Genomic DNA, 23,642 nt, shown 5'->3' with positions numbered 1-23,642 from the left:
CTGCCTGTGACGGGTGAGGCGCAGGTCGGGCACCGCCCACCTGTGGCGGGTGGGGCGCTGCCAGGGTTGGCGGCTGTCTGGCAAGGCGATGTCCGGGTGACTGCCACCTAACAAGACGCCACCCGGATAGCGACTTGTCTGATACCAGTGTGGAGGAGCGGGCGTGAAAATGACCCATCCATTCGGTGAGCGATGGGGGCTCTGCTCGTGGCTGAGGAAGCCGTTCTCGTATGCCGTCCCGGCTGCGGCTGAGAAGACCCGTTTTTCGAGTGGCGTATTGCTCGCGGCTGGGAAGGCCCGGTCATGCGCGTCGCTCTGGCTGTGGCTGGGAAGCCTTCCTCGCGCGACGTCTTGGTCGTGGGCGTCTCTCAGCCATCTTTTGGCCATCTCGGGGAAAACTTTGGACGAATTTGTTGTCTAGGTTCGATGGGTCGAGCAGACCCACGAGCCACTACATATCAATAAGTCGTCTACCTGCGTAAATAAATAGATTTACTAGTTGGTACTCAGGGACTTCGCGCCTAGACAACAAATATGGCCCTATCTTTGGCTGGTGATTGTGCGACGGCCCGCGAGGCGGCATCAGTCGTTGAGGGGCAACATGTTTGAGGGCGGGGCCACCCCCGCCGCGCCAACACCCGTGCATCTTCCCAGCGCATCTTTGCGGTTGAGGTTCGGACAGACGTTCCGGGGAGGAGCTTTCCATCTATTACGCACACTGCCGGTCGCGCACTGCCTATGACGCGCACTGCCGGTCGCGAGCCGCCGGCGCAAGCAGCTTCATGGTGCATGGCGATTAGCTTCATGACCTGTCTGCCTCCCACAGCCTGAAGATGAGCATTTTGCATTAGGTTTAGGCAGACCCTATGTCTCCACATAGCCAGCCGGTATGCAGAGTGCGTGGCCGAACGACTGCGTGTAGGCTTGAAGCAAGTAGGATGATTGCATGCGTCTCACAGCGCTTGCTCGCTTGCGCCATATGCTCGCCGCACGTAACAAGAAGGGCTCTACCACTATGAAGATCAGCGAAAAGCTCGGACACAAGCAGACGTTCTCCTTCGAGATCTTCCCGCCCCGGGGAGAGATGCCGCGCGAGGCGGCCTTCGGGGTGGCGAGCGAGATGGCGCACGACAAGCCGGACTGGATCAGTGTCACCTACTCGGCGGGCGGCTCGGGCAACTCGGCCAACACGGCACCCATCGCCGGGTCCGTCGAGCGCGACCTGGGCATTACGGCCCTCGCGCATCTCACGTGCCTCGGTTCCACCTGCGCCGACGTCGATGCCTACGTCTCCGAGCTCGTCGCGTCGGGCGTGCAGAACGTGCTGGCGTTGCGCGGCGACCGCGCGCCCGGTCGCGAGGCAATCGACTTCGAGCATGCCTCGGACCTCATCGCCCACCTGCGCGAGGTGTCGCCGGAGCTCTGCATCGGTGCAGCCTGCTATCCCGAGGGGCACGTCGAGTCGCCCACCGAGGACGAGAGTTACGAAAGTCTCTACAAGAAGCAGGAGGCCGGCGCAGACTACCTGGTCTCCCAGCTGTTCTTCGACAACGAGGACTTCTACCGCTTCCGCGAGAAGTGCCTGCGCCACCGCGTCAAGCTGCCCATCGTGGCGGGAGTCATGCCGTTCACGAGTGTCAAGCAGATTCAGCGCATGGCGTTCACCTGCGGCGCGTCCATCCCGGCCAAGGTCGTGAAACGCCTCGTGCTTGCCGGCGACGACCCCGCCGCCCAGGCGGCCGCCGGCATCGAGTATGCCTGCGAGCAGCTGCGCGACCTCGCGGCCAACGGCGTCGACGGCCTGCATGTCTATAGCATGAACAAGCCCGCCATCGCGCACACCGCCCACGACGCCCTCGTCGAGTGCGGCTACCTGGAGGCGTAGCGTGGCGGAGACCGTCGAGAGCTACGAGATAGACTCCATCGACCGTCGCGAGGTGCTGCGCTACCTGGGCTACACCGGCCAGCCGCTCATGCCCGAGCTCGACGCCCGCATCGACGGCGTGGTGGCGAGCGCGCTTGCCCTGGCGCGGCCCCGCGGCTGCGTCGCCGTCTTCGACGTGGACGAGGGGCGCTCCGAGCTCCCCGCTGCCTCGCGGGCGGAGGAAGACCTGGACGCTGCCGGTGCAGCGAGCCCCGCCCCCAGTGGGAGCCCCGCCCCTCTCGTCGCCGGCTCCAACGACCCGGCGAGTGCGGGGCGCGAGGACGCCTCGGCGCCAATCATTCGCCTCAAGGGCACCGCGCTCGAGCTCAGGGGCCATTCCATCGTGGAGCACCTCGCGGGGGCGCGCGCCGTTGGCGTGATGGCCGTGACCATCGGCATGGGCATCGAACGCGAGCTCAGGCGGCTTTCCCTCACGGACTCGGTGGCCCAGGTCATCTTCGACTCCTGCGGCAGCACCATCGTGGAGCGCGCAGCGGACGCGGCCGAGGCGAGCCTCATGGCCCGCGCGCGCGAGCGCGGCCTCTACACCAACTCGCGCTTCTCGCCGGGGTACGGCGACCTGCCCATGAGCACCCAGCCGGTGCTGCTCTCCGCCCTGAACGCGCAGCGTCGCCTGGGTGTCACGCTCACGAGCACCCTGCTCATGACCCCAACGAAGAGCGTCTCCGCCCTCGTTGGTATGTTCGACCGTCCCCAGCCGAGCGGGCATCACAGCTGCAAGGGGTGCCTGTGCTTTGACTTCTGCAACATCCGCCCAACCGGAAGGACCTGTCGTGACTGATTGTGCGCACTGCGCCTCCGTGGAGGCCGTCCGCGGCGCCGCTGCCTCGGCCAGCCCGTCGCCCGCGCCCGTGACCCCCGATGCCGCCTCGGCTAGCCCGTCGGCAGCTCCGTCGCCCGCGCCGGCGGCGCCCGGCGCCACCCCCACCGCCTGGCCCAAGGACCGCCTCGCGCCCCGCACGCCCCGCGTGGCAGACGACCACCTCGCGCGCGTGCTCGCCGGCGAGGACTTCCTTGTCTTCGACGGCGCCATGGGTACGCAGCTCCAGGCGCGCGGTCTTGCCGCCGGCGAGCTGCCCGAGCTTCTGTGTCTCACCAACCCCGCCGAGATCACGGAGATCCACGCGGCCTACGCCGCCGCCGGCGCGGACGTGGCCACCACCAACACCTTTGGCGCCAACGCCGAGAAGCTCGGCGGCGCTGCCACGGTGGAGGAGGTCTTCGAGGCCGCCGTGCGCTGCGCCCGCGCCTCGGGCGTCCGCTATGTTGCCGCGGACATCGGGCCCACGGGCCAGCTGCTCGAGCCCATGGGCACGCTGCCGTTCGACGATGCCTACGAGCTCTTTGCCCGCCAGGTGCGCGCGGCCACCGCGGCCGGCGCAGACCTCTTCATCATCGAGACGATGGCAGACCTCGCCGAGGCCAAGGCAGCGCTGCTCGCCGCACGGGAGAACTCGGACCTGCCGGTCTTCGTGACCATGACCTTCGCCGAGGACGGCCGCACCTTCCTGGGCACGACGCCCGAGGTGGCGGCCCTCACGCTCTCCAGCCTGGGGGCGGACGTGGTGGGCATCAACTGCTCGCTGGGCCCAGCGAGCCTGGCCCCGCTCGTGGAGGCGATGCTGCCCTGGGCCACCTGCCCCGTCATGGTGCAGGCCAACGCGGGCCTGCCACGCGTGGAGGACGGCGTCACCGTCTTTGACGTGGCGCCAAGGGAGTACTGCGAGGCCGTTGCCGGCATGCTCGACGCCGGTGTGACCGTCGTGGGCGGCTGCTGCGGCACCACGCCGGACTACATCGCCGGCGAACGCGCGCTGCTCGCCGGTCGCACCCCCGCGCCGCGCCGCGTCCGCGACTGCTTTGCGGTGGCGGGCCCGCAGCAGATGTGCGCGCTCGAGATGGGGCAGATCGGTGTCATCGGCGAGCGCATCAACCCCACGGGCAAGAAGCGCATGAAGGAGGCCCTGCGCAGCGGCAACCACGACTACGTGATGAGCATGGCGATTGCCCAGACGGCCGACGGCGCGCAGATTCTCGACGTCAACGCCGGTCTGCCCGAGATCGACGAGCGCGCCGTGATGTGCCAGCTCGTGAGCGAGATTCAGGGCGTCACCACGCTGCCGCTTCAGATTGACGCCGCCGACCCTGAGATCATCGAGGCCGCCGTGCGCCCCTACGCGGGCAAGGCGCTCATCAACTCCACCAACGGCAAGGACGAGGTGCTGGCCTCCGTGGTGCCCATCGCCGCGCACTACGGCTGCGCGCTCGTGGCGCTCACGATCGACGAGGACGGCATCCCGCCCACGGCCGAGGGCCGCCTCGCGGTGGCGCGCAAGATCGTGGCCGCCACCGACGCCGCCGGCATTCCGCGTCACGACGTGGTGGTGGACTGCCTGTGCATGGCGGCCTCCACAGATCAGACCGCGCCTCGCGCCATCTTGGACGCCATCACGCTCGTGAAGCGAGAGCTGGCGGGCGTGCGCACGGTGCTCGGCGTCTCCAACATCAGCTTTGGCCTGCCATTCCGCCCGCTCGTGAATGCCACGTTCCTGGCGGCGGCCTTTGGCGCCGGTCTCGACCTCGCGATCATCAACCCGGCCACGCGCCGCATGATGGACGTCGTCGACTCCTGGCGGGTACTCTCCGGCGAGGACGAGAGCGCGCAGTACTACGTGGCCCACTATGCCGAGCGCTCCGACAAGCTGCCGGCGGGCGCCACCGCGGCCGCCGGCGCGACTGGCGGCGCGTCCGGCGGCCAGACGTCTGCCGAGGAGGCCGCCACGCCCGAGGAACGGGCCCGCGCGCTCGTGCTTGCGGGTCGCAAGGGCCCGATGGGCGAGGTGGTGGGCCAGATCCTGGCCGAGCACGACGCGATGTATGCCATCAACGAGGTGCTGATACCCGCCCTTGACGAGGTGGGCGCGCGCTTTGAGGCGGGTACCTTCTTCCTGCCGCAGCTCATGGCGAGCGCCGAGGCGGCCAAGGAGGGCTTCAACACCATCAAGGCGGCGAGCGACGCGACGGGCGCGGCCGGTCCGAGCAAGGGCAAGGTCGTCATCTGCACGGTCCACGGCGACATCCACGACATCGGCAAGAACATCGTGCGCATGCTGCTGGAGAACTACGGCTTTGACGTGGTGGACCTTGGTCGCGACGTGCCGCCACAGGTGGTGGCCGACGCCGTGGTGAGAGACCACGTGAGGCTCTGCGGCCTCTCCGCGCTCATGACGGCCACGGTCCCTGCCATGGCGGAGACCATCGAGCTGCTCCGGGCGCAAGCGCCCTGGTGCAAGGTGGTGGTGGGCGGAGCCGTGCTCACGCCCGAGTACGCCAAGATGGTGGGCGCCGACTACTACGCCAAGGACGCCACGGAGACGGCGAGGATTGCCGGCGAGGTGCTGGGGTAGGGGGATTGCGGGCACGGGGGGCATGGGCGCCTTGCGCCCGCGCCCCAGCGTCGCGCCCCCGCCCTGCGCCGCCCCCGTAGGCTCGCTGGTGATCTCTTGCCGTGAGAATCGCGCGTGGGGTATGACGGTTGTGGCCGATGATTCCGGCACCGTGATGGCGCACGACGCCCGAACCGCCGTGGCCGCGGCACTGCCGCTCGACATCCTGCACGGCGTGGCCACCGTGGCCTTTCTCGCTGCGATCTGGCTTCCCTGGGGCAGGGCACTTCGCCGTGCCGTCACCAAGTACGGCCTCTAGCCGTTAAGGCTGCAGCTTCGGTCGAGGCGCTGTCCCTCGCGGCGACGTCGCACCTGCCGGGAAAGACAGCCCCGCACGGGCGAGCGGTCCTGGCGAGCGATGACGGGGCCGCGCCTGCAGGGAAGGCCCCTGTCCTTCCGGCGAGACCTCAGCCCTACTCGAACGGACGTATCCCAGTCGCCAGGGTCACGCCCGCGAAGGAAAACCGTGCCTGCGCGACCCCTCTGACCTGCAAGAAGTTTTCCAAATCTTACTAAAGAGGTTCACCCCGGTTGACTCGCCCATAAGTTGAGTCCATACTACTTTTCGTTAGATGAACACAACTTCTCCCTTTTTCTGCCGGTAGGCGGCAGAAAGTGCGGTTCAAACGGCAACGCGACCCCCTTCGGTCGGTTGCCGTTTTCCCGTGCGGAGACATCGGGAAGGGGCAGCCAATGTCGGCAGGCGCACAGCTTCCGCTCGCCATGGTCCACGAGGGCGAGAAGGTCCGCGTGGTTCGCGTAAGCGGCAACGACGAGATGCGTCGTCACCTCGAGAACCTCGGCTTCGTCGAGGGCGCCGAGGTCCATGTCATCACCCAGACGGGCGCCTCCGGCAGCATCGTCAAGGTGAAGGGCGCGCAACTTGGCGTCGACCACGCCACGGCCATGCACGTCTACACCACCACTGAGGACTAGCGCATTCGCGTCCTTCGGGGCGCTTGCGGCATCGGGTGCGCCCGGTGCTCGATATGTCGTTCGTCGCCGGCGCCCAGGCGCCGGCAAGAGAGAAGGAGAGGGAAAAGGTGACTACGCTCAGGGACATCCCCGTCGGGTCCTCGTGCACGGTGAAGGCACTCACCGGCACCGGCGCCGTCAAGCGCCGCATCATGGACATGGGCCTCACCAAGGGCGCCAAGGTCAAGGTGGTCAAGGTGGCCCCGCTCGGCGACCCCATCCAGGTCAACGTCCGTGGCTACGAGCTGTCCATCCGCAAGGATGAGGCGGAGAAGGTCGACGTCGACCCGGAGTAACGTCGTCCCGTCCGAGCCACAAGGTGAGGACGCGACCCTCCGGCTGCAACTCAGCGGCCGGACCTCGGAGCTCGATCCGAGCGTGGCGTGACGCGTGGGGACGTGCGCGCCAAACGTAATGAGTCCGCCCAAGCGGGCCCAGGGGGCCGACCCCGCCCCCGGCAACATAGAGGAAAGGGAGTCATGGAAGACCGCATGTACATTGCGCTCGCAGGTAACCCTAACTGCGGCAAGACCACGCTGTTCAACGCCCTAACCGGCTCGAACGGCTACGTCGGCAACTGGCCCGGCGTCACGGTCGAGAAGAAGGAGGCCGCGTGGCGTGGCGACAAGGCCGTCACCTTCACCGACCTTCCCGGCATTTATTCGCTTTCTCCGTACTCGCCCGAGGAGATCGTCTCGCGCGACTACCTGATTCAGAACCGCCCGCAGGCCGTCATCGACCTCGTCGACTCGACGAACCTCGAGCGTAACCTCTACCTCACCACGCAGATCCTCGAGTGCGGCCTGCCGGTCGTCCTCGGCCTCAACATGCTCGACCTCCTCGAGAAGAGCGGCGACAAGATCGATACCGACGCCCTCTCCAAGGAGCTCGGCTGCGCCGTGGTTCAGGTCTCCGCCCTGCGCGAGACCAACACCGACACGCTCGTGAAGACCGCCATCGAGGCCGCCAAGGCCGGCAAGGCCACCACGCCGGTCCACGTCTTCTCCAGCGAGGTCGAGGATGCGCTCGACAAGATCGAGGCTGGCATCAAGGGCAAGTGCGACGAGACGCTCGTCCGCTGGTTCGCCATCAAGGTGTTCGAGCGCGACGCCGCCGCCATCAAGCCGCTCGACCTCTCCGACGCCGAGCTTGAGGAGTTCGAGAAGCTCGTCAAGGCCGTCGAGACCTCTCGCGAGGACGACGCCGAGTCCATCATCACCTCGGACCGTTACGAGTGGATCGCCCGCGTCATGGACGCCTGCGTCGTGAAGGCACCCAAGAAGCTCACCACCTCCGAGAAGATCGACAAGGTCGTTACCAACCGAATCCTCGGTCTCCCGATCTTCGTCGTCGTGATGTTCCTCGTGTACTACATCGCCATCTCCACCGTTGGTACCGCCGGTACTGACTGGGTGAACGACAACCTCTTCTCCGACGGCTTCTTTGTGAGCGGTGCCGGCGAGGAGGCCTACACCGAGGCTCAGGACGACTACGACTCCAACTACTACCAGGACCAGATCGACGGCTACATCGCCGCCGCCCAGGATGCTGGCGTGGTTGACGAGGACGGCGCCACCGAGGTCTCCGACGCCGTCGCGGCCCTCCAGGAGGACCCCGAGGACGCCGACTCCCAGGCCGTCGTCGACAACTTCGTCTCCGAGGCCACGGCTGCCAACGTCGAGGCCACCGACGTGCCCGCGCACGACGCTGACGGCAACTACATGGAGGTTGACCCCTCCGCCGGCGACGACGCCGAGCCCGAGGCAATCACCTCTGTCTCCGGCGACGCCGACGCTGCCGACGCCGAGGCTGCCGTTGACGAGGGCATGGAGCTCGTGACCGTTCCGTCCGTCACGGCCGACGACTTCACCGCCGCCGTCGACGCCACCGAGAACGCCCCGGATCCCGCCGACTACGACGGCTACGTGCCCTCCATCCCGACGGCCGTGACCGACTGGCTGACCTCCATCGGCACCTCCGACGTCGTGATCTCGCTCGTGGTTGACGGCGTCATCGGCGGCGTGGGCTCCGTCCTGGGCTTCATCCCGCAGATGTTCGTCCTCTTCGTGCTCCTCTGCTTCCTCGAGGACTGCGGCTACATGAGCCGTGTCGCCTTCGTCATGGACCGCGTGTTCCGTCGCTTCGGCCTCTCCGGCAAGTCCTTCATCCCGATGCTCGTCTCCTCTGGCTGCGGCGTCCCGGGCGTCCTTGCCACGAAGACCATTGAGAACGAGAAGGACCGTCGTATGACGGCCATGCTGACCACCATGATCCCCTGCGGCGCCAAGCAGCCGATCATCGCGCTGGTCATGGGCGTCCTCATCGGCGGCTCTGACGCCTGGTGGGTTGCCCCGATGTTCTACTTCCTCGGCGTCTTCGCCATCATCATCTCCGGCATCATGCTGAAGAAGACGAAGCCCTTCGAGGGCGAGCCCGCCCCGTTCGTCATGGAGCTCCCCGACTACCACATGCCGTCCATCAAGTCCTGGTGGCTGCACATCTGGGAGCGCCTCTCCGGTTACATCAAGAAGGCCGGCACGATCATCTTCGCCGCTGCCGTGGGCATCTGGTTCCTCTCCAACTTCGGCGTCTCTGGCTGGGACGGCGGCACCGGCTCCTTCGGCTACCTGCCTGGCATGGACGGCGTTGGCGACGACTACATGGACTACTCTGTCCTCGCCGGCATCGGTGGCACCCTCGGCATCATCTTTGCCCCGCTCGGTGCTGACAGCTGGCAGGCCGCCGCGGCTTCCATCTCCGCCCTCATCGCCAAGGAGAACCTGGTCTCCACGTTCGGCGTCCTCTACGGTCTGGGCGATGCCACCGAGAACTCCGTTTCCATGTGGAACGGCTTCGCTGGCATGTTCACCGATGCCTCTGGTGTCCTCCACGCTGGCGCCATGTGCGCGTTCGTGGCGTTCAACATGCTCGACGCTCCGTGCTTCGCTGCCATGGGCACCATCCGTCGTCAGATGGACGACCCGAAGTGGTTCTGGGCTGCCATCGGCTATCAGTGCGGCTTCGGCTGGGTTGTTGGCATGATCATCAACCAGCTCTGGGAGCTCTTCGTCCTCGGCAACTTCGGCTTCTGGACCATCATCGCGTTCCTCGCGCTGGCTGGCATCATCTTCCAGGTGTTCCGTCCGGCGCCTAAGTTCGACGGCAAGGACGAGCACATCCTCGACTCCCTCGCGGGGGCCGAGAAGTAAGCTCTCCTTTGTGGCTGAACTTGCGCGTGTGAGCTAGCTCGCGCACAACAGGGCGCCGCATCTCTCCGGAGGTGCGGCGCCCTTGTCATTGGGGGCAGACCCATCTGCAAGTTTTCTGAATAGGCTTTCAGAAAGCCTGCAGATGGGTCTGTCCCAAATAACGCCCCGGTCACCGAGGAGGTGGCCGGGGCGTGGCATTGCGTGGGGGATTGACCGGAGGGCCTGGCGGGCCGGTGCTTGCCGTGGCCTAGGGCTGCGAGGCTTGCGCGTCCCGCGCCTGGCACTCGGGGCAGAGGCCCATGAACGTGGTCACGTGACTCGTGAACGCGTAGCCCGTCTCGGTGGCGAGCGCGTCGTCGAGCTCGTCATCGTAGGGGATGGGTGCGTCCACGACGCGCCCGCACTCGCGGCAGACGATGTGGGGGTGACGGTCCCGGCGGAGGTCAAAGCGATCCCCGCCCTTGACGTGGACCGCCTGGATCTCGCCCTCGCCGGCAAGTAGGTTGAGGTTGCGGTAGACCGTCCCCCGGCTGATGTGGTCGTCCTGCTCGCGAACGGCAAGGTAGATCTCGTCTGCAGTGGGATGGTCGCGGCGCGAGCGCACGGCGTCGAGCACCAGCTGGCGCTGCTTCGTGTTCCTGCGGGGCTTCGCGGTTGCCTCTTGGGGCGTGCTCGTCCGTGGCATGTGCATCCCTCCCGTCGGGCGATTGGATTTCTTGGCCGAAAACTTACAAGTTGCCCTTGACTTACAAGTGAGTATCCCAATAATAGGACCCAGTACTAATAAGAGCAAGCGATACCAACCTTGTACCATATATGTGCGGTATCGCAAAGGGGAGCGAGCCGGTGCCCGCCGGGTTTCGGAGACTCCCTATGACGAGCAAAGGAGCTCACCATGTCCCAGATTGGACGCGAGGTCGGCGACTTCACCGTTCAGGCCTTCCAGAATGACGAGTTCAAGACCGTTTCCAAGGCCGACGTCCTTGGTCACTGGTCCCTGTTCTTCTTCTATCCCGCAGACTTCACTTTCGTGTGCCCCACCGAGCTCGAGGAGCTCGCTGAGAACTACGACGCCTTCAAGGCCGAGGGCTGCGAGATCTACTCCGTCTCCACCGACACCCACTTCGTCCACAAGGCGTGGCACGACGAGTCCGAGCGCATCAAGAAGGTCGCCTACCCGATGCTCGCCGACCCGGCGCACGTCCTCGCCCGTGACTTCGATGTCCTGATCGAGCCGGACGGCCTGGCCGAGCGTGGCGCCTTCATCGTCGACCCCGAGGGCAAGATTCAGGTCTACCAGGTCAACGCCGGCGGCATCGGCCGCAACGCCAAGGAGCTCCTGCGCCTCGTCCAGGCCGCCAAGTTCGTTGCCGAACACGGCGACCAGGTCTGCCCCGCCAAGTGGCAGCCGGGTGCGGAGACCCTGAAGCCGAGCCTGGACCTCGTCGGCCAGCTGTAATATGGCAGACATTGACGTCACCAAGCTCTATGACGCCGTCATCGTGGGCGGCGGCCCCGCCGGCCTCACGGCGGCCATCTATCTGGCCCGCGCCCGCTACCGCGTACTCGTGGTTGAGAGGGAGCGCTTTGGCGGGCAGATTACCATCACCGACGAGGTTGTGAACTACCCGGGCGTGTTCTCCACTTCCGGCAAGGAGCTCACCGCCACGATGCGGCGCCAGGCCGAGGCCTTTGGCGCCGAGTTCATGCTCGCCGAGGTCACGGGCCTGGGCATGGCGGGCAACATCAAGCACGTTCACACCACCAAGGGCGACATCCCCTGCTTTGGCGTGCTGATGGCTACGGGCGCGTCCCCGCGCCACGTGGGCTTCAAGGGCGAGGACGAGTTCCGCGGCCACGGCGTTGCCTACTGCGCCACCTGTGACGGCGAGTTCTTCGCCGGCAAGGACGTCTTCGTGGTTGGCGGCGGATTCGCGGCGGCGGAGGAGAGCGTGTTCCTCACCAAGTACGCGCGCCACGTCACCATCCTCGTGCGTGACGAGGACTTCACCTGCGCGCCCGCTGCCGCCGAGGAGGCCAAGTCCAACGATAAGATCTCGGTGCTCTACAACACCGAGGTTGTGGAGGCCTCGGGCGACACGGCCCTGCGCAAGCTCGTCTATCGCAACGTCAAGACGGGGGATGAGACCGCCTTCGAGGCCAGGCCCGGGGAGACCTTCGGCATCTTCGTCTTCGTGGGCTACGCGCCTGCCACCGAGCTTGCCCATGGCATCGCCAAGACGGACGAGCGCGGCTACATCCTCACCGACGCGCACCAGGCCACCACGGCGGACGGCCTGTTCGCGGCCGGCGACGTGTGCGTGAAGCCCCTGCGTCAGGTGGCCACGGCCGTGGGCCAGGCGGCCACGACCGCAACCGAGATGGAGCGTTACCTCAAGGCCGCGCAGGAGCGCACGGGTCTCGTGCCCCAGGCGCCCGTGAGCCCCCCGCAGGCGACGGAGCCCGACGCCGCCGCGCCCAAGCCTGCCACCGAGGGCGAGCAGGCCTCGACCGCCTCGGCGAGCGAGCTGTTCGACGAGTCCATGCTCGCCCAGCTCAATGCCGTGTTCGAGCGCATGGCCAACCCGCTCGTGCTCTCGCTGCACCTCGACGAGCGTCCCGTCTCCTCCGAGCTCGAGGGCTATATGGGCGAGCTCGCGAAACTCACGGACAAGCTCACGGTGAAGCACGCCGACACCTCCGCCGACGGCGAGGCCGAGCTTCCCTACGTCGAGGTGTGCCGCGCCGACGGCACCGCCACGGGGCTTGCCTTCCACGGCGTGCCGGGTGGCCACGAGTTCACGAGCTTCGTCCTCGGCCTCTACAACGCCGCCGGTCCCGGCCAGCCCATCGCCGAGGAGGACCGCGCCGCCATCGCGGGCATCGACCGTCACGTGCGCCTGCGCGTGCTCGTGGGCCTCTCGTGCACCATGTGCCCCGAGGTGGTGACGGCCGCGCAGCGTATCGCCGCGGACAACGCCAAGGTCACGGCCGACGTCTACGACATCAACCACTTCGAGGGCCTCAAGGACCAGTACAACGTCATGAGCGTGCCTTGCCTCGTGATTGACGAGGATGGCAAGTCCGAGCAGGTCTCCTTTGGCAAGAAGGGCCTCAGCCAGATTCTGTCGCTCATCGGCTAGCAGGCCGGGCGGCTTGTGTTGCCCCGCGAGTGGCGCCGCGGGCGGCCTTCGGATGGGTCCGCTCGAGTGGCGCCGCAGGCGTGCCGCGGATGGCATCGAGGCGCCCGGTTTGCGGCGGCGCGAGCGGGCGCGCTACGATGTTGCGTCGACGACAGAACCGCGAAGGGGGAGGGCCATGGCCGCAATCAAGGTGGGCATCATCGGTGCGATGGACTCGGAGGTCTCGTACCTTAAGAGCAAGGTGCAGGGCGCGCAGACGACGGTCATCGCAGGCAACGAGTACGTGGCAGGCACGCTCGAGGGCGTTGACGTCGTGGTTGTGCGCTGTGGCGTCGGCAAGGTCAACGCGGCCGTGTGCGCGCAGGCCCTTGCGGATCGCTATGGCGTCACCCACGTGATCAACACCGGCGTCGCCGGCTCGCTCGACGCCCGCATCGAGATTGGCGATCTTGTGGTCTCAACCGATGCCGTCGAGCACGACATGGACGTTACGCCGCTCGGCTACAAGCCGGGCGAGCACCCCGACCTGCGTCTTATTGCCTTTGAGGCGGATGCCAACCTCCGCGAAGCGGTGGTTGCGGCGGTCGAGGGCGCGGCGGACGACGTCCACGTGTTCGAGGGACGTGTCTGCTCTGGCGACCAGTTCATTGGCTCGTCTGCTGCCAAACGTCGCATCATCGACACCTTTGGCGGCCTGTGCTGCGAGATGGAGGGCGCCTCGATTGCGCATGTGTGCCACCTGAACGGCGTGCCCTTCGTGGTGGTGCGCGTCATCTCCGACAAGGCCGATGACTCGGGCAGCGTGGACTACCCCACGTTCGAGAGGGTGGCCGCTGCCCACTGCGCCGCGATCGTGCTGGTGGCCCTGCCGCGCATTGCCACGGTTTGTGGGGAGTAGGCGTGTTCGGCAGGTCTCGGAAGGCATCGCCGAGACCTGCGAAAACTAGGCCCTTGTGTTCCGGTGCGCCTCTCGGCTTCTATTTCTAGATGCTCAACAGGCAAGGCCCGGTGCCAATCATGTGGCACCGGGCCTTGCTCGTTGGGTGGTCAGTTGTTCGCCATTGCCCGCTGGTGGAGCGGCTGCCAGGCGGCTGTTGTCAGCCGCCCGCCGAGCGTCCGCCGCCCGCTACCGGGCGCTCGCCTTGGCATCCGGCGCGGCGGAGGCAGAGGTGGCCTCGGTCTTTGCGGTGGGCGTCGAAGCCCCCTGCTGGGTCTGGGGCGAAGAGGCACTGCCGGAGCCTGAGCCCGTAGAGGCGCCGGCCCCGCCTGTGGTGGCGTTGCCCGCGGGCGCGGAGCCGGAGTTGCCTGCGTCACTCGAGGAGTCGGAAGCGTTCTGCGTCGTGGCCTCGGCCTTGCTGGAGGATGTCGTGGTCTCCGCCTCGGCGGTCTTCGCCGTCGGGTCCTCGGTCTTGGTGGCGTGCGTTGTCGCGGCCTTCGTGCCGGCCGCCTCGTCAGTCACCGCCACGCTTGCGGAGTTGATCTGGGAGGGCTTGGTTCCCAGGCCGTTTCCTGCCGTGAGGGCGGTCACGAGCAGGGCGGAGACGGCCATGGCGGCAAGGGCCGCCACCACGGAGACGATGATGACCTTCTTGCGCGTCTCGGCCTGGCGCTTGTCCGCCGCTTGCGCCCGGAGCGCAGGCGGGGCGATGCGGCCACCCTCGGCGGTGAGGTCCAGAGACTGCTCGGAGTCGAGCGCGACGCGGCGGGTTGCCTCCGCGCGTGGGTCGGTGCCACGCACGGCGTGACGTCTCGTACCCGGCTCGGCGTTCGCGGGCCGTGGCATGAGGCGAGTGCCGCCGGCAGACTCGGTGCGGCATGCCTCATGCGCCGGCGTGGTGGGGGAGATGCGCTCGGTGACGTCCGAGCCAAGGTGGTCCCGGAGCTTCTCGCCGGAGCTCGCGAGCATGTTGCCGTACACCTTGGCGGTGACCGTGTAGGCCACCGAGCTCACGATTACGCCGATGATACCGCCCGCGATACCAATCTGCTCGGTGAGCAGCATCGACGTCACAGACGCGAGCGCACCGGCTATGACCTGCGCCATCGAGAGGTCCTTGAAGACGGCGGGCCTCTTGCTCTCTCCGGCGTCCCCTTGTTGCGTTCCTGCCACGTTAACCTCCAAAGAGTCGATGCCTCGCGTGCCGCAGGCTGGCCGCGAGCTTGGACTTCCTCTGGGCGGGGAGCCGCCGCATCGGAGCCATCGCTTCCTTGCCCCTCGCGTCCGTGACGGGCGGGCGGCTTTCAGAAAACGTGCAAAAGGGTCTGTCCCCAATGCCTGCTTCATGGGCGAGGTGCACACGAGTATAGGTACGCCCCGGCACGCGGCGGCAATCCACACGAAGTCACGACATGGCTTGTTCTCGCCTCCCCAAGAGGTCCTGTGGGGGTATACTCAGCAACCGACCTTTAAGCACGGTACGGGATACCTGCAAGGCACGGGGCCTGCCACGACGTTGGACAAGTCGTGGTTACGTTGGGCCAAAGGGCACGTCACGAACAGACGCGCCTGTCTTGTGGGGACGCCGTCGGACATGGTCCGGGCGTCTTTTTTGTGCCGTGCGCCTTGCACCTGACAGAAAGGGGCACGCGTGAACCCACTGCTGGCAACCGGGGCCGCCCGAGCGCTGCTTGCGCTCGAGGATGGAACCACGTTCGAGGGACTCTCGGTCGGGGCTACCGGCGAGACCTTCGGCGAGCTCGTCTTCAATACGTCCATGTCCGGCTACCAGGAGGTCATCTCCGACCCATCCTACGCCGGCCAGGTTGTGGCGTTCACCTATCCGCAGATTGGCAACTACGGCGTCTGCGCCGCCGACATGCAGTCCGACGGCGTGGCGCTTGCGGGTGTCGTCGTGGCCGACATGTGCCACACCCCCAACAACTGGCGCGCTGAGGGCAGCCTGCCCGACTTCCTCGCCGAGCGCGGCATCGTGGCCATCGAGGGCGTGGACACGCGCGAGATCACCCTCCACGTCCGCGAGGCGGGCACCATGCGCTGCGCCATCTCCACGGAGGACCTGGACCCTGCGAGCCTCGTGGCCCGCGTGAAGGCCGCCCCCTCCATCTCCGAGACCAACTGGGTTGCCAAGGTCTCCACGCCGGAGCCCTACGAGGTCTCCGCAAAGGTCGACCTCGACCAACCGCGCAAGACCTACAAGGTCATCGCCCTCGACTGCGGCGAGAAGCGCGGCATTCTGCGCGGCCTCGTGGGCGTGGGCCTGGACGTGCGCGTCGTGCCCTGGGACACCACGGCCGAGCAGATTCTTGCCGCCAAGCCCGATGGCGTGTTCCTCTCCAACGGCCCTGGCGACCCGCGCGAGCTGCCGAGCGTCTACGCCGAGGCCACCAAGCTCATCGGCAAGGTGCCCGTCTTTGGCATCTGCCTTGGCCACCAGATGATCTCCCAGGCCGCGGGCGCCCAGATCGAGAAGCTCCCGTACGGCCACCACGGCGGCAACCAGCCTGTCATGAACCTGCTCTCCGGCATGGTGGAGGTCACGGCCCAGAACCACAACTATGGCCTGGAGTTCCAGACCATCGGCGACTTCGTGCCCGAGCTCTCCGGCGGTCAGGAGACGGTGGACGCCTTCAAGGCCACCGGCTCTGCCGACTGGCGCTTCTGGAGCGAGCGTCGCATCGCGCCGGTCGTCGAGTCCAAGCAGTTTGGCCGCATCCGCCTCACGCACGTGAATCTCAACGACGGCACGCCCGAGGGCATCCAGTTCCTCGACCAGCCGTGCTTCTCCGTCCAGTACCACCCCGAGGCCTCGCCCGGCCCGCACGACGCCGTGTACCTGTTTGAGGCGTTCCGCAGGCTCATTGAGGGCGTGCCCGACTACCTTGCCATCGACGTCCGCGAGGGGAGGCGCTTCTAAGTGCCGAAGCGTACCGACATCAAGAAGATCCTGGTCATCGGAAGCGGCCCGATCGTCATCGGCCAGGCGTGCGAGTTCGACTACTCGGGCACCCAGGCGTGCGAGAGCCTGAAGGCGCTCGGCTACGAGGTCGTGCTCGTGAACTCCAACCCGGCCACGATCATGACCGACCCCAACAAGGCCGACCGCACCTACGTGGAGCCCATCACGGCCGAGGCCGTCGAGAAGGTCATCGCCAAGGAGCGCCCGGACGCCCTGCTGCCCAACATGGGCGGCCAGACGGGCCTCAACTGCGCCATCGAGCTCGACGAGCGCGGCGTGCTGTCCAAGTACAACGTCGAGGTCATCGGCTGCAACACCGAGTCCATCCGCATCGGCGAGGACCGCAAGCTCTTTGCCGAGGCCATGGAGGACATCGGTCTGCACATCTGCCGCAGCGGCTTCGCCTACTCCGTGGCCGACGCCGAGCGCATCGTCGAGAACCTGGGCTTCCCCGTCATCATCCGCCCGAGCTTCACGCTCGGCGGTGCAGGCGGCGGCATCGCCTATGACATGGACGACCTGCGTCGCATCGTGGCCCAGGGTGTCGACCTGTCGCCCGAGGGCGAGGTCCTGGTGGAGGAGTCCATCCAGGGCTGGAAGGAGATCGAGATGGAGGTGATGCGCGACGCCGCGGGCAACGGCATCGTCATCTGCTCCATCGAGAACCTCGACCCCATGGGTGTCCACACCGGCGACTCCATCACCGTGGCACCGGCGCAGACCCTCGCCGACACCGAGCTCCAGAAGCTCCGCGACTACTCGCTCGCCATCCTGGAGAAGGTTGGCGTGGCCACGGGCGGCTCCAACGTCCAGTTCGCCGTGAACCCGGAGGACGGCCGCATCATCGTGGTCGAGATGAACCCGCGCGTGAGCCGCTCCTCGGCGCTGGCCTCCAAGGCAACGGGCTTCCCGATCGCCAAGGTTGCCGCCCGCCTCGCCGTGGGCCTCTCGCTCGACGAGATCATGAACGACATCACGCAGGCCACGCCGGCGTGCTTCGAGCCGTCCATCGACTACTGCGTCGTCAAGGTCCCGCGCTTCGCCTTCGAGAAGTTCAAGGGCACCGACACCACCCTCTCCACGCGCATGAAGGCCGTGGGCGAGGTCATGGCCATCGGCCGCACCTTCGAGGAGAGCTTCAACAAGGCCATGCGCTCGCTCGAGATCGGCGAGAACATGCTTGGCGCGGACGACCCCGCCATGTTCGACGTGCCCGACTTCCGCCAGAAGGTCTCCGTGCCCACGCCGGAGCGCATCTTCTACGTGATCGAGGCCCTGCGTCGTGGCTGGGACATCGAGGACATCCACGACCTCACCGGCATCGACAACTGGTACCTTTCGCACCTTGACAACCTCGTCAAGGTTGAGAAGTGGCTCTCCGAGCACAAGCTCACCGACATCTCCGAGCGCGACATGCGCGCCGTCAAGGAGCTCGGCTTCTCCGACGAGCAGATCGCGCACTTCTGCGGCTCCACCGAGCTCGAGGTTCGTGCCTGGCGCAAGGCCAAGGGCGTCGTGCCCGTCATCAAGACGGTCGACACCTGCGGCGGCGAGTTCCCCGCGCGCACAAGCTACCACTACAAGACCTACGCCGGCGTCGACTCCGAGCGCCGTGAGGCCACCAAGCCGCGCGCGATGATTCTCTCGGCCGGCCCCAACCGCATCGGCCAGGGCATCGAGTTCGACTACTGCTGCTGCCACGCCGCCTACGCCCTGCATGACAAGGGCTATGAGACGGTCATGGTCAACTGCAACCCCGAGACCGTCTCCACGGACTACGACACCTCCGCCCGCCTCTACTTCGAGCCGCTGACGTTCGAGGACGTCATGGACATCGTGGACGTGGAGCAGCCGGCGGGCGTCATCTGCACCCTGGGCGGCCAGACGCCGATCAACCTCGCCGCGCGCCTCAAGGCCGCAGGCGTGCCCATCATGGGCACCCAGCCCGACGCCCTTGACCTCGCCGAGGATCGCGAGCGCTTCAGCGCCCTGCTTGACGAGCTGGGCATCGCCTACCCCGTGAGCGGCGTGGCGGAGACCTACGATGAGGCCGTCGAGGTTGCCCACCGCATCGGCTTCCCACTGCTGGTGCGCCCGAGCTACGTGCTCGGCGGCCGCGGCATGGTTATCGCCTATGACGCCAAGCACCTCAAGGCCTACATGGAGACGGCCACGCGCGTCTCCAAGGACCACCCCATCTACCTGGACTCCTTCCTGGATTCCGCGGTGGAGCTGGACGTTGACGCCCTGGCCGACGGCGAGCAGTGCTACGTGGGCAGCGTGCTCGAGCAGATCGAGGAGGCTGGCATCCACTCCGGCGACTCCGCCTGCTGCATGCCGCCGTACTCGCTGGCAGACTCCATGGTGGCCGAGATTCGTGAGACCACGCACAAGCTCGCGCTTGCCTGTCACGTCGTGGGCGCGCTCAACGTGCAGTACGCCGTGCACAACGGCCAGCTCTATGTGATCGAGCTCAACCCGCGCGCGAGTCGCACGGTGCCGTTCTCGAGCAAGTCCACGGGCGTGCCCCTGGCTCGCATGGCGGCCAACATCATGGCCGGCGACAAGATTGCCGACCTGAACCTGCCGGCGGAGGACCGCACGTTCGACTACTTTGCCTGCAAGGAGGCCGTGCTGCCGTTCGATCGCTTCCCGGGTGCCGACATGACGCTGGGCCCCGAGATGAAGTCCACGGGCGAGGTCATGGGCATCGCCAAGACCTTCCCGGCAGCCTACGCCAAGACGCAGCTGGCCATCTCCTACGGCCTGCCCACCAAGGGCACGGTGTTCATCTCCGTGACCGATCGCGACAAGCGCTCCTGCGTGGCCGTTGCCCGCGACCTCGTGGGCATGGGCTTCAAGCTCGTGGGCACCTCCGGCACGGCCAAGGCCCTGCGCGCGGCGGGCATCGACTGCAAGAGCGTGCGCCGCACGAGCGAGATGCGCCCGAACATCGGCACGATGATCTCTGGCGGCGACATCAAGCTCATCATCAACACGCCGGGCGGCCACGACACGCGTGACGACTTCTACACGCTGCGCTCCCTGTGCGTGCGCTACCGCGTGACGAACTGCACCACCCTCGCCACGGCCCAGGCCATGGTCGAGGCCATCCGCACGGCCCGCGAGACGTCGCTTGACGTGGTGGCGCTGCAGGACCTGAAGTAGGCTTCGGTCGTTTTCGTTGGCGGTGGGCTGCGTTTGCGGCTGTCGTGGGGGGCCGCACGTCTACGGGCGTGCGGCCCTTTTGCGTGTGCGGTGCCCATCCGCCGCAGGAGGTTCCGTGCACGAACAAAGCGCGCATAATCATGCCTAAACCCTCCGGTGATGGATTTAGAGGTAGTGTCCCGAACATTGGCGTAGGGGGCCGCTTCCCTTGCCGCAGAAAGCAGGAAGCGGCCATCGCCGCCGTGTCCAAGATGGTGGCCGACGGCGTGTCCGCGGGGAGGGTGAGGCGCGTGGCGCAGCCCATGGGCATGGGTCGCATGGGCGCCGGCCAGGTGTCCAGGATGTGCCCCTCGCCCGACGACGCGGTCGCCGACCTGCAGGGGCGTGTCCTCTCTGACGTCAAGTACCTCCACGTCCGGCTCGACGCCACCTACGTCAAGCGCGGGGATTCAGGCCGCGTGCGGTCGACGGCGCCCGTCACCGCCGTCGGCAGGGCCGTCGAGGGCGCCGAGGCCAACGCGCCCGCGCCCGTCTACGAGGGCACCGCCGCCGAGCATGCGGCCGCGATCGTCGCGCTCGTCGCGGCCGACAACCCCGCTGCCGGCAGGAAGGCGGCCTGACATGCGCTAAGTCGACGGCATTCCAGGTGATTCTCGGTTCCTCGGGCAGTCTGCGGCTACCCTCGAGAACCGAGCTCTACACCAACAATCGCGACACTACCTTCGATGACGGTGCGGGTGTAGCCTTGCCACTCCGAACAAGCGCGACATGTCACGCAAGCTCGGAAAAGAAACGCTGCAATGCACCCTTGCAATCTAGATTTGTAACAAACTACTGTGACAATTGTCACATGAAAGCTTTGGATGCCCTCAACATACTCTCCGATCTCATGGCCTCCCAGCGCGGGCTGGTAACGACTGCGCGGGCTGAGGCTGTGGGCGTGGACAGGCACGCCCTCTCGAGGCTCGAGCGCAACGGGCACATCGAGCGCGTGATGTCCAGCGTGTACCGCTCTTGCGCCGCGCCCTCCTTCCGTGAGGAGCGCGTCTATGCGGCGTGGCTCGCCCTCGACTGCGCAGTGCCTGCCTGGGAGCGCGCACGTGACGAAAGCGACGTGGTGGCGAGCCGTGGGACGGCCGCCTGGCTCATGGGGCTGGGCGAGCTGAACCCGGAGCCGATCACCTTCACGTCCGTCGAGCGCCGGCAGAGCGCGCGCCCTGGCCTGCGCTTGGTCAAGGCATCCCTTGTGCGTGGCGAGATCGTCCAAGTCTCCGGGATACCGACCACCTCCCCGGAGAGAACCGTTCTGGACCTGTTGCGTGACGGGGAGGACGAGAGCCTCGTCTCGAACGCCTTGAGAGATTTCCTCCGCGACAATCCCGACTCCGTTGTCTCGAGTGTTTGCGAGAAGGTAGATGAGGTGGCGACGAGATGCGGCCATCCCGCCGGCTACCCATTGTTTGGAGCGCTGTTGGGGGAGGCGCAGCTATGAGTTTTAATTCCCCCGCGGAGTTCGATTGCGCCGTGAAGCGTGCGGTGCATGTGGCGGGTGGGGGTCTCGGCGAAGGCTACCGTCAGGCTCTAAGGGATCGGTTTCTATGTCGCGTGTTCTCCAACCCGGAAGGCCGCTTCATCCTGAAGGGTGGCTCCGGACTCCTTGCCCGCATCCCCGGAGCAAGAAGCACGCGCGACCTCGACTTCGCCGCCCGCCCTCGCGTGAGTGCAGAGGATGCCCTTCGCGAGATGGAAGATGTGGCGGCGCTTGACCTGGGCGACTTTTGCCGCTTCGTGCTGACCCGGCATGAGGAGGCGATGGACGAGAACGGGTATTCGAGGTTGCTCAAGCTGAGGTTCGCCACGTATGTGGGAGAGCAGGAGAAGGACCCCATTCTCATCGACCTCTCGCTCGACTGCACGCCGACGCTTCCGCCCGAGCGAATGAAGCCGCTCAACCGTATCGAGCTGGACGGCTTGCCGTGCCGCGAGTACCTGCTCTACGCCCTTCCTGACCAGTTGGCGGACAAACTGTGCGCCGTTATGGAGCGGCATCCGGGCGGCTGGCCCTCTTCGAGGATGAAGGACCTCGTCGACATCGTGTTCTATGCGAGCGCGGAGCGCTTCGAGCTGGCACAGCTTGCCCTGGCGGTTCGCGCCGAGTGCGGGAAGCGCGAGATGGACGTTCCGAAGGAGTTCAAAGCCCCCGGGGAATGGCGCGCACGCTTCAAGACGTTCGCCACGAGAAACCATGTGCCAACTTCTTTCAGGGATTTCGACGCGGCGAGTGAGTTGGCACTCGGCGGGCGAGCTTGGCCGGAGTCTTGGCGAGGCACCCTGACGCCATGGGAGCGTCCGGACGCACGTGGGCACTTGTACGGGAGGCGCTTCGACTGGGCGTCCAGTCCGGGAGCATCTGGGTGCGCGCGGGCGCTTGCCCACCAATCGAAGGACAAGCCGTGGGTTATTTGGCCTGCGTAACGAAGCCGTAACACGTTTGACTCAGATTTCTACGCCATTCCGAAACGAAAAGACTATCCTGTGCAAATACCCCGCGGGTGACTCGCTCGGGACGTCCAAGGCGTCGCCGCGTGCCAAAGGGGAGGGCACAAGCCCGCAAGGCCGCAGTCCGCGAGCTGCGACGGAACAGGGAACGTTCGTTAGGAGTTTCGAATGGCAGTGGAGAAGAAGGATCTGGACTGGGGCAACCTCACGTTTGACTACCAGCCCACCGACTACAGCTACGTCTGCAACTGGAAGGACGGCGAGTGGGACGAGGGCGGCCTGACGACCGATCACACCATCACCCTCTCCGAGTGCGCCGGCATCTTCCACTACTGCCAGGAGGTCTTCGAGGGCCTCAAGGCCTACACCACCAAGGACGGCGACATCGTCTGCTTCCGTCCGGATATGAACGCCGCTCGTATGTACGATTCCGCCCAGCGCCTCGAGATGCCGCCCTTCCCGAAGGAGAAGTTCGTCGCGGCCGTCAAGCAGGTCGTTGAGGCCAACGCCGCCTGGGTGCCGCCCTTCGGCTCCGGCGCCACGCTCTACGTGCGCCCGCTCATGATCGGCTCCGGCAACGTCATCGGCGTCGCCCCGGCTCCCGAGTACCAGTTCCGCATCCTCGTCACGCCGGTGGGCCCGTACTTCAAGGGTGGCCTCAAGCCCATCAAGCTCTGCGTCTCTAAGTATGACCGTGCCGCGCCCCACGGCACCGGCAACATCAAGGCCGGCCTGAACTACGCCATGAGCCTGAAGCCGACCATGGAGGCCCACCGCAACGGCTATGCCGAGAACCTCTACCTCGACTCCCAGTCCCGTACCTACGTCGAGGAGACCGGCGGCGCCAACGTCCTGTTCGTCGCCAAGGACGGCACGCTCGTCGTTCCGCAGTCCCACACGGATTCCATCCTGCCCTCCATCACCCGTCGTTCGCTCGTGCAGGTTGCCGAGGACCTCGGCATGAAGGTCGACCAGCGTCCCGTCACCTGGAACGAGGTCGCTGAGGGCGAGTTCGTCGAGTGCGGTCTGTGCGGCACCGCTGCCGTCATCTCCCCGGTTGGCGAGATTCACAACAACGAGCTCGTCGTCGAGTTCCCCGAGGGCCACGAGGAGTGCGGTCCGGTCATGAAGAAGCTCCGCGAGACGCTCGTGGGTATTCAGTCCGCCGACCTCGAGGACAAGCACGACTGGGTCTTCAAGGTGTGCTAACCAGCTTTCCACGCTCGTGAGGCGGCCCCGGGGCCGAGCTGCACGAGAACGCCCTCGGCGACAGGCACTTGCGCAAAGCGAGTGATTTGGCGCCTGCGGAATGTTCTCTTAGCAGCTCGGCTCCGGGGCCG

General features: G+C 66.5%; 18 protein-coding genes. 16 read left to right on the top strand and 2 right to left on the bottom strand.

Translation table 11 applies throughout. The features are described 5' to 3' along the window. The first annotated feature begins 1,015 nt into the window (after positions 1-1,015). The 7 genes from EFAMC2_RS05645 to EFAMC2_RS05615 all read left to right on the top strand — a co-directional run bounded on the left by EFAMC2_RS05645 (position 1,016) and on the right by EFAMC2_RS05615 (position 9,575). Positions 1,016-1,885, top strand: coding sequence for a methylenetetrahydrofolate reductase (locus tag EFAMC2_RS05645; protein WP_154027867.1), 870 nt, complete (start codon positions 1,016-1,018; stop codon positions 1,883-1,885). A 1-nt stretch (position 1,886) separates the two neighbouring features. Then, complete coding sequence (locus EFAMC2_RS05640) at positions 1,887-2,726, top strand: vitamin B12 dependent-methionine synthase activation domain-containing protein (RefSeq protein WP_154027866.1); 840 nt, start codon at positions 1,887-1,889, stop codon at positions 2,724-2,726. Then, a complete protein-coding gene (locus tag EFAMC2_RS05635) occupies positions 2,719-5,352 on the top strand; it encodes a homocysteine S-methyltransferase family protein (RefSeq protein ID WP_261980122.1) in 2,634 nt (877 codons plus the stop codon). The genes EFAMC2_RS05640 and EFAMC2_RS05635 overlap by 8 nt, the downstream gene beginning before the upstream one ends. 130 nt (positions 5,353-5,482) lie before the next feature. Further along, positions 5,483-5,650 carry a hypothetical protein gene (locus tag EFAMC2_RS05630; RefSeq protein ID WP_261980121.1) on the top strand — a complete coding sequence of 56 codons (168 nt, stop codon included), beginning with the start codon at positions 5,483-5,485 and terminating at the stop codon, positions 5,648-5,650. A 434-nt stretch (positions 5,651-6,084) separates the two neighbouring features. Next, positions 6,085-6,327, top strand: a complete 243-nt coding sequence (locus EFAMC2_RS05625) for a ferrous iron transport protein A (protein WP_154027865.1) — start codon at positions 6,085-6,087, stop codon at positions 6,325-6,327. 107 nt (positions 6,328-6,434) lie between these two features. Further along, the gene (locus EFAMC2_RS05620; protein ID WP_261980120.1) at positions 6,435-6,662 is read left to right on the top strand and encodes a ferrous iron transport protein A; all 228 of its coding nucleotides are present in this window, start codon (positions 6,435-6,437) and stop codon (positions 6,660-6,662) included. A gap of 183 nt (positions 6,663-6,845) precedes the next feature. Then, positions 6,846-9,575: a ferrous iron transporter B gene (locus EFAMC2_RS05615; RefSeq protein ID WP_154027864.1), complete on the top strand. Its 2,730-nt coding sequence runs from the start codon at positions 6,846-6,848 to the stop codon at positions 9,573-9,575. Between the two features lie 247 nt (positions 9,576-9,822). On the opposite strand, the gene EFAMC2_RS05610 is transcribed toward EFAMC2_RS05615, so the two are convergent. Further along, positions 9,823-10,260, bottom strand: coding sequence for a Fur family transcriptional regulator (locus EFAMC2_RS05610; RefSeq protein WP_154027863.1), 438 nt, complete (start codon positions 10,258-10,260; stop codon positions 9,823-9,825). A gap of 210 nt (positions 10,261-10,470) precedes the next feature. On the opposite strand from EFAMC2_RS05610, the gene ahpC reads away from it, so the two are divergent. The 3 genes from ahpC to EFAMC2_RS05595 all read left to right on the top strand — a co-directional run bounded on the left by ahpC (position 10,471) and on the right by EFAMC2_RS05595 (position 13,616). Then, the gene (gene ahpC / locus EFAMC2_RS05605) at positions 10,471-11,034 is read left to right on the top strand and encodes an alkyl hydroperoxide reductase subunit C (RefSeq protein ID WP_154027862.1); all 564 of its coding nucleotides are present in this window, start codon (positions 10,471-10,473) and stop codon (positions 11,032-11,034) included. A 1-nt stretch (position 11,035) separates the two neighbouring features. Further along, complete coding sequence (locus EFAMC2_RS05600; RefSeq protein ID WP_154027861.1) at positions 11,036-12,718, top strand: FAD-dependent oxidoreductase; 1,683 nt, start codon at positions 11,036-11,038, stop codon at positions 12,716-12,718. Between the two features lie 175 nt (positions 12,719-12,893). Next, positions 12,894-13,616, top strand: a complete 723-nt coding sequence (locus EFAMC2_RS05595; RefSeq protein ID WP_154027860.1) for a 5'-methylthioadenosine/adenosylhomocysteine nucleosidase — start codon at positions 12,894-12,896, stop codon at positions 13,614-13,616. Positions 13,617-13,844: 228 nt separating this feature from the next. On the opposite strand, the gene EFAMC2_RS05590 is transcribed toward EFAMC2_RS05595, so the two are convergent. Then, the gene (locus EFAMC2_RS05590) at positions 13,845-14,828 is read right to left on the bottom strand and encodes a hypothetical protein (RefSeq protein WP_154027859.1); all 984 of its coding nucleotides are present in this window, start codon (positions 14,826-14,828) and stop codon (positions 13,845-13,847) included. Between the two features lie 478 nt (positions 14,829-15,306). Here EFAMC2_RS05590 and carA point away from each other — a divergent pair, with 478 nt between their 5' ends. The 6 genes from carA to EFAMC2_RS05560 all read left to right on the top strand — a co-directional run bounded on the left by carA (position 15,307) and on the right by EFAMC2_RS05560 (position 23,511). After that, the gene (gene carA, locus EFAMC2_RS05585; RefSeq protein WP_222838530.1) at positions 15,307-16,593 is read left to right on the top strand and encodes a glutamine-hydrolyzing carbamoyl-phosphate synthase small subunit; all 1,287 of its coding nucleotides are present in this window, start codon (positions 15,307-15,309) and stop codon (positions 16,591-16,593) included. Next, positions 16,594-19,803 carry a carbamoyl-phosphate synthase large subunit gene (gene carB, locus EFAMC2_RS05580; protein WP_154027858.1) on the top strand — a complete coding sequence of 1,070 codons (3,210 nt, stop codon included), beginning with the start codon at positions 16,594-16,596 and terminating at the stop codon, positions 19,801-19,803. Positions 19,804-19,943: 140 nt separating this feature from the next. After that, on the top strand, positions 19,944-20,423 hold the full coding sequence (locus tag EFAMC2_RS05575) for a transposase (RefSeq protein WP_154027857.1): 480 nt from the start codon (positions 19,944-19,946) through the stop codon (positions 20,421-20,423). Between the two features lie 230 nt (positions 20,424-20,653). After that, positions 20,654-21,295, top strand: coding sequence for a type IV toxin-antitoxin system AbiEi family antitoxin domain-containing protein (locus tag EFAMC2_RS05570; protein WP_154027856.1), 642 nt, complete (start codon positions 20,654-20,656; stop codon positions 21,293-21,295). Further along, the gene (locus EFAMC2_RS05565) at positions 21,292-22,278 is read left to right on the top strand and encodes a nucleotidyl transferase AbiEii/AbiGii toxin family protein (protein ID WP_187325172.1); all 987 of its coding nucleotides are present in this window, start codon (positions 21,292-21,294) and stop codon (positions 22,276-22,278) included. Before EFAMC2_RS05570 ends, EFAMC2_RS05565 begins: the two co-directional genes overlap by 4 nt. 192 nt (positions 22,279-22,470) lie before the next feature. After that, the gene (locus tag EFAMC2_RS05560; RefSeq protein WP_154027854.1) at positions 22,471-23,511 is read left to right on the top strand and encodes a branched-chain amino acid aminotransferase; all 1,041 of its coding nucleotides are present in this window, start codon (positions 22,471-22,473) and stop codon (positions 23,509-23,511) included. The last annotated feature ends 131 nt before the right edge of the window (positions 23,512-23,642 follow it).

It is taken from the genome of Olsenella uli, from assembly GCF_901212655.1.
Taxonomy (GTDB): Bacteria; Actinomycetota; Coriobacteriia; order Coriobacteriales; family Atopobiaceae; genus Parolsenella; species Parolsenella uli_A.
Note: the sequence above shows the minus strand (reverse complement) of the source record. Positions and strands in the feature narration are given on the sequence as shown.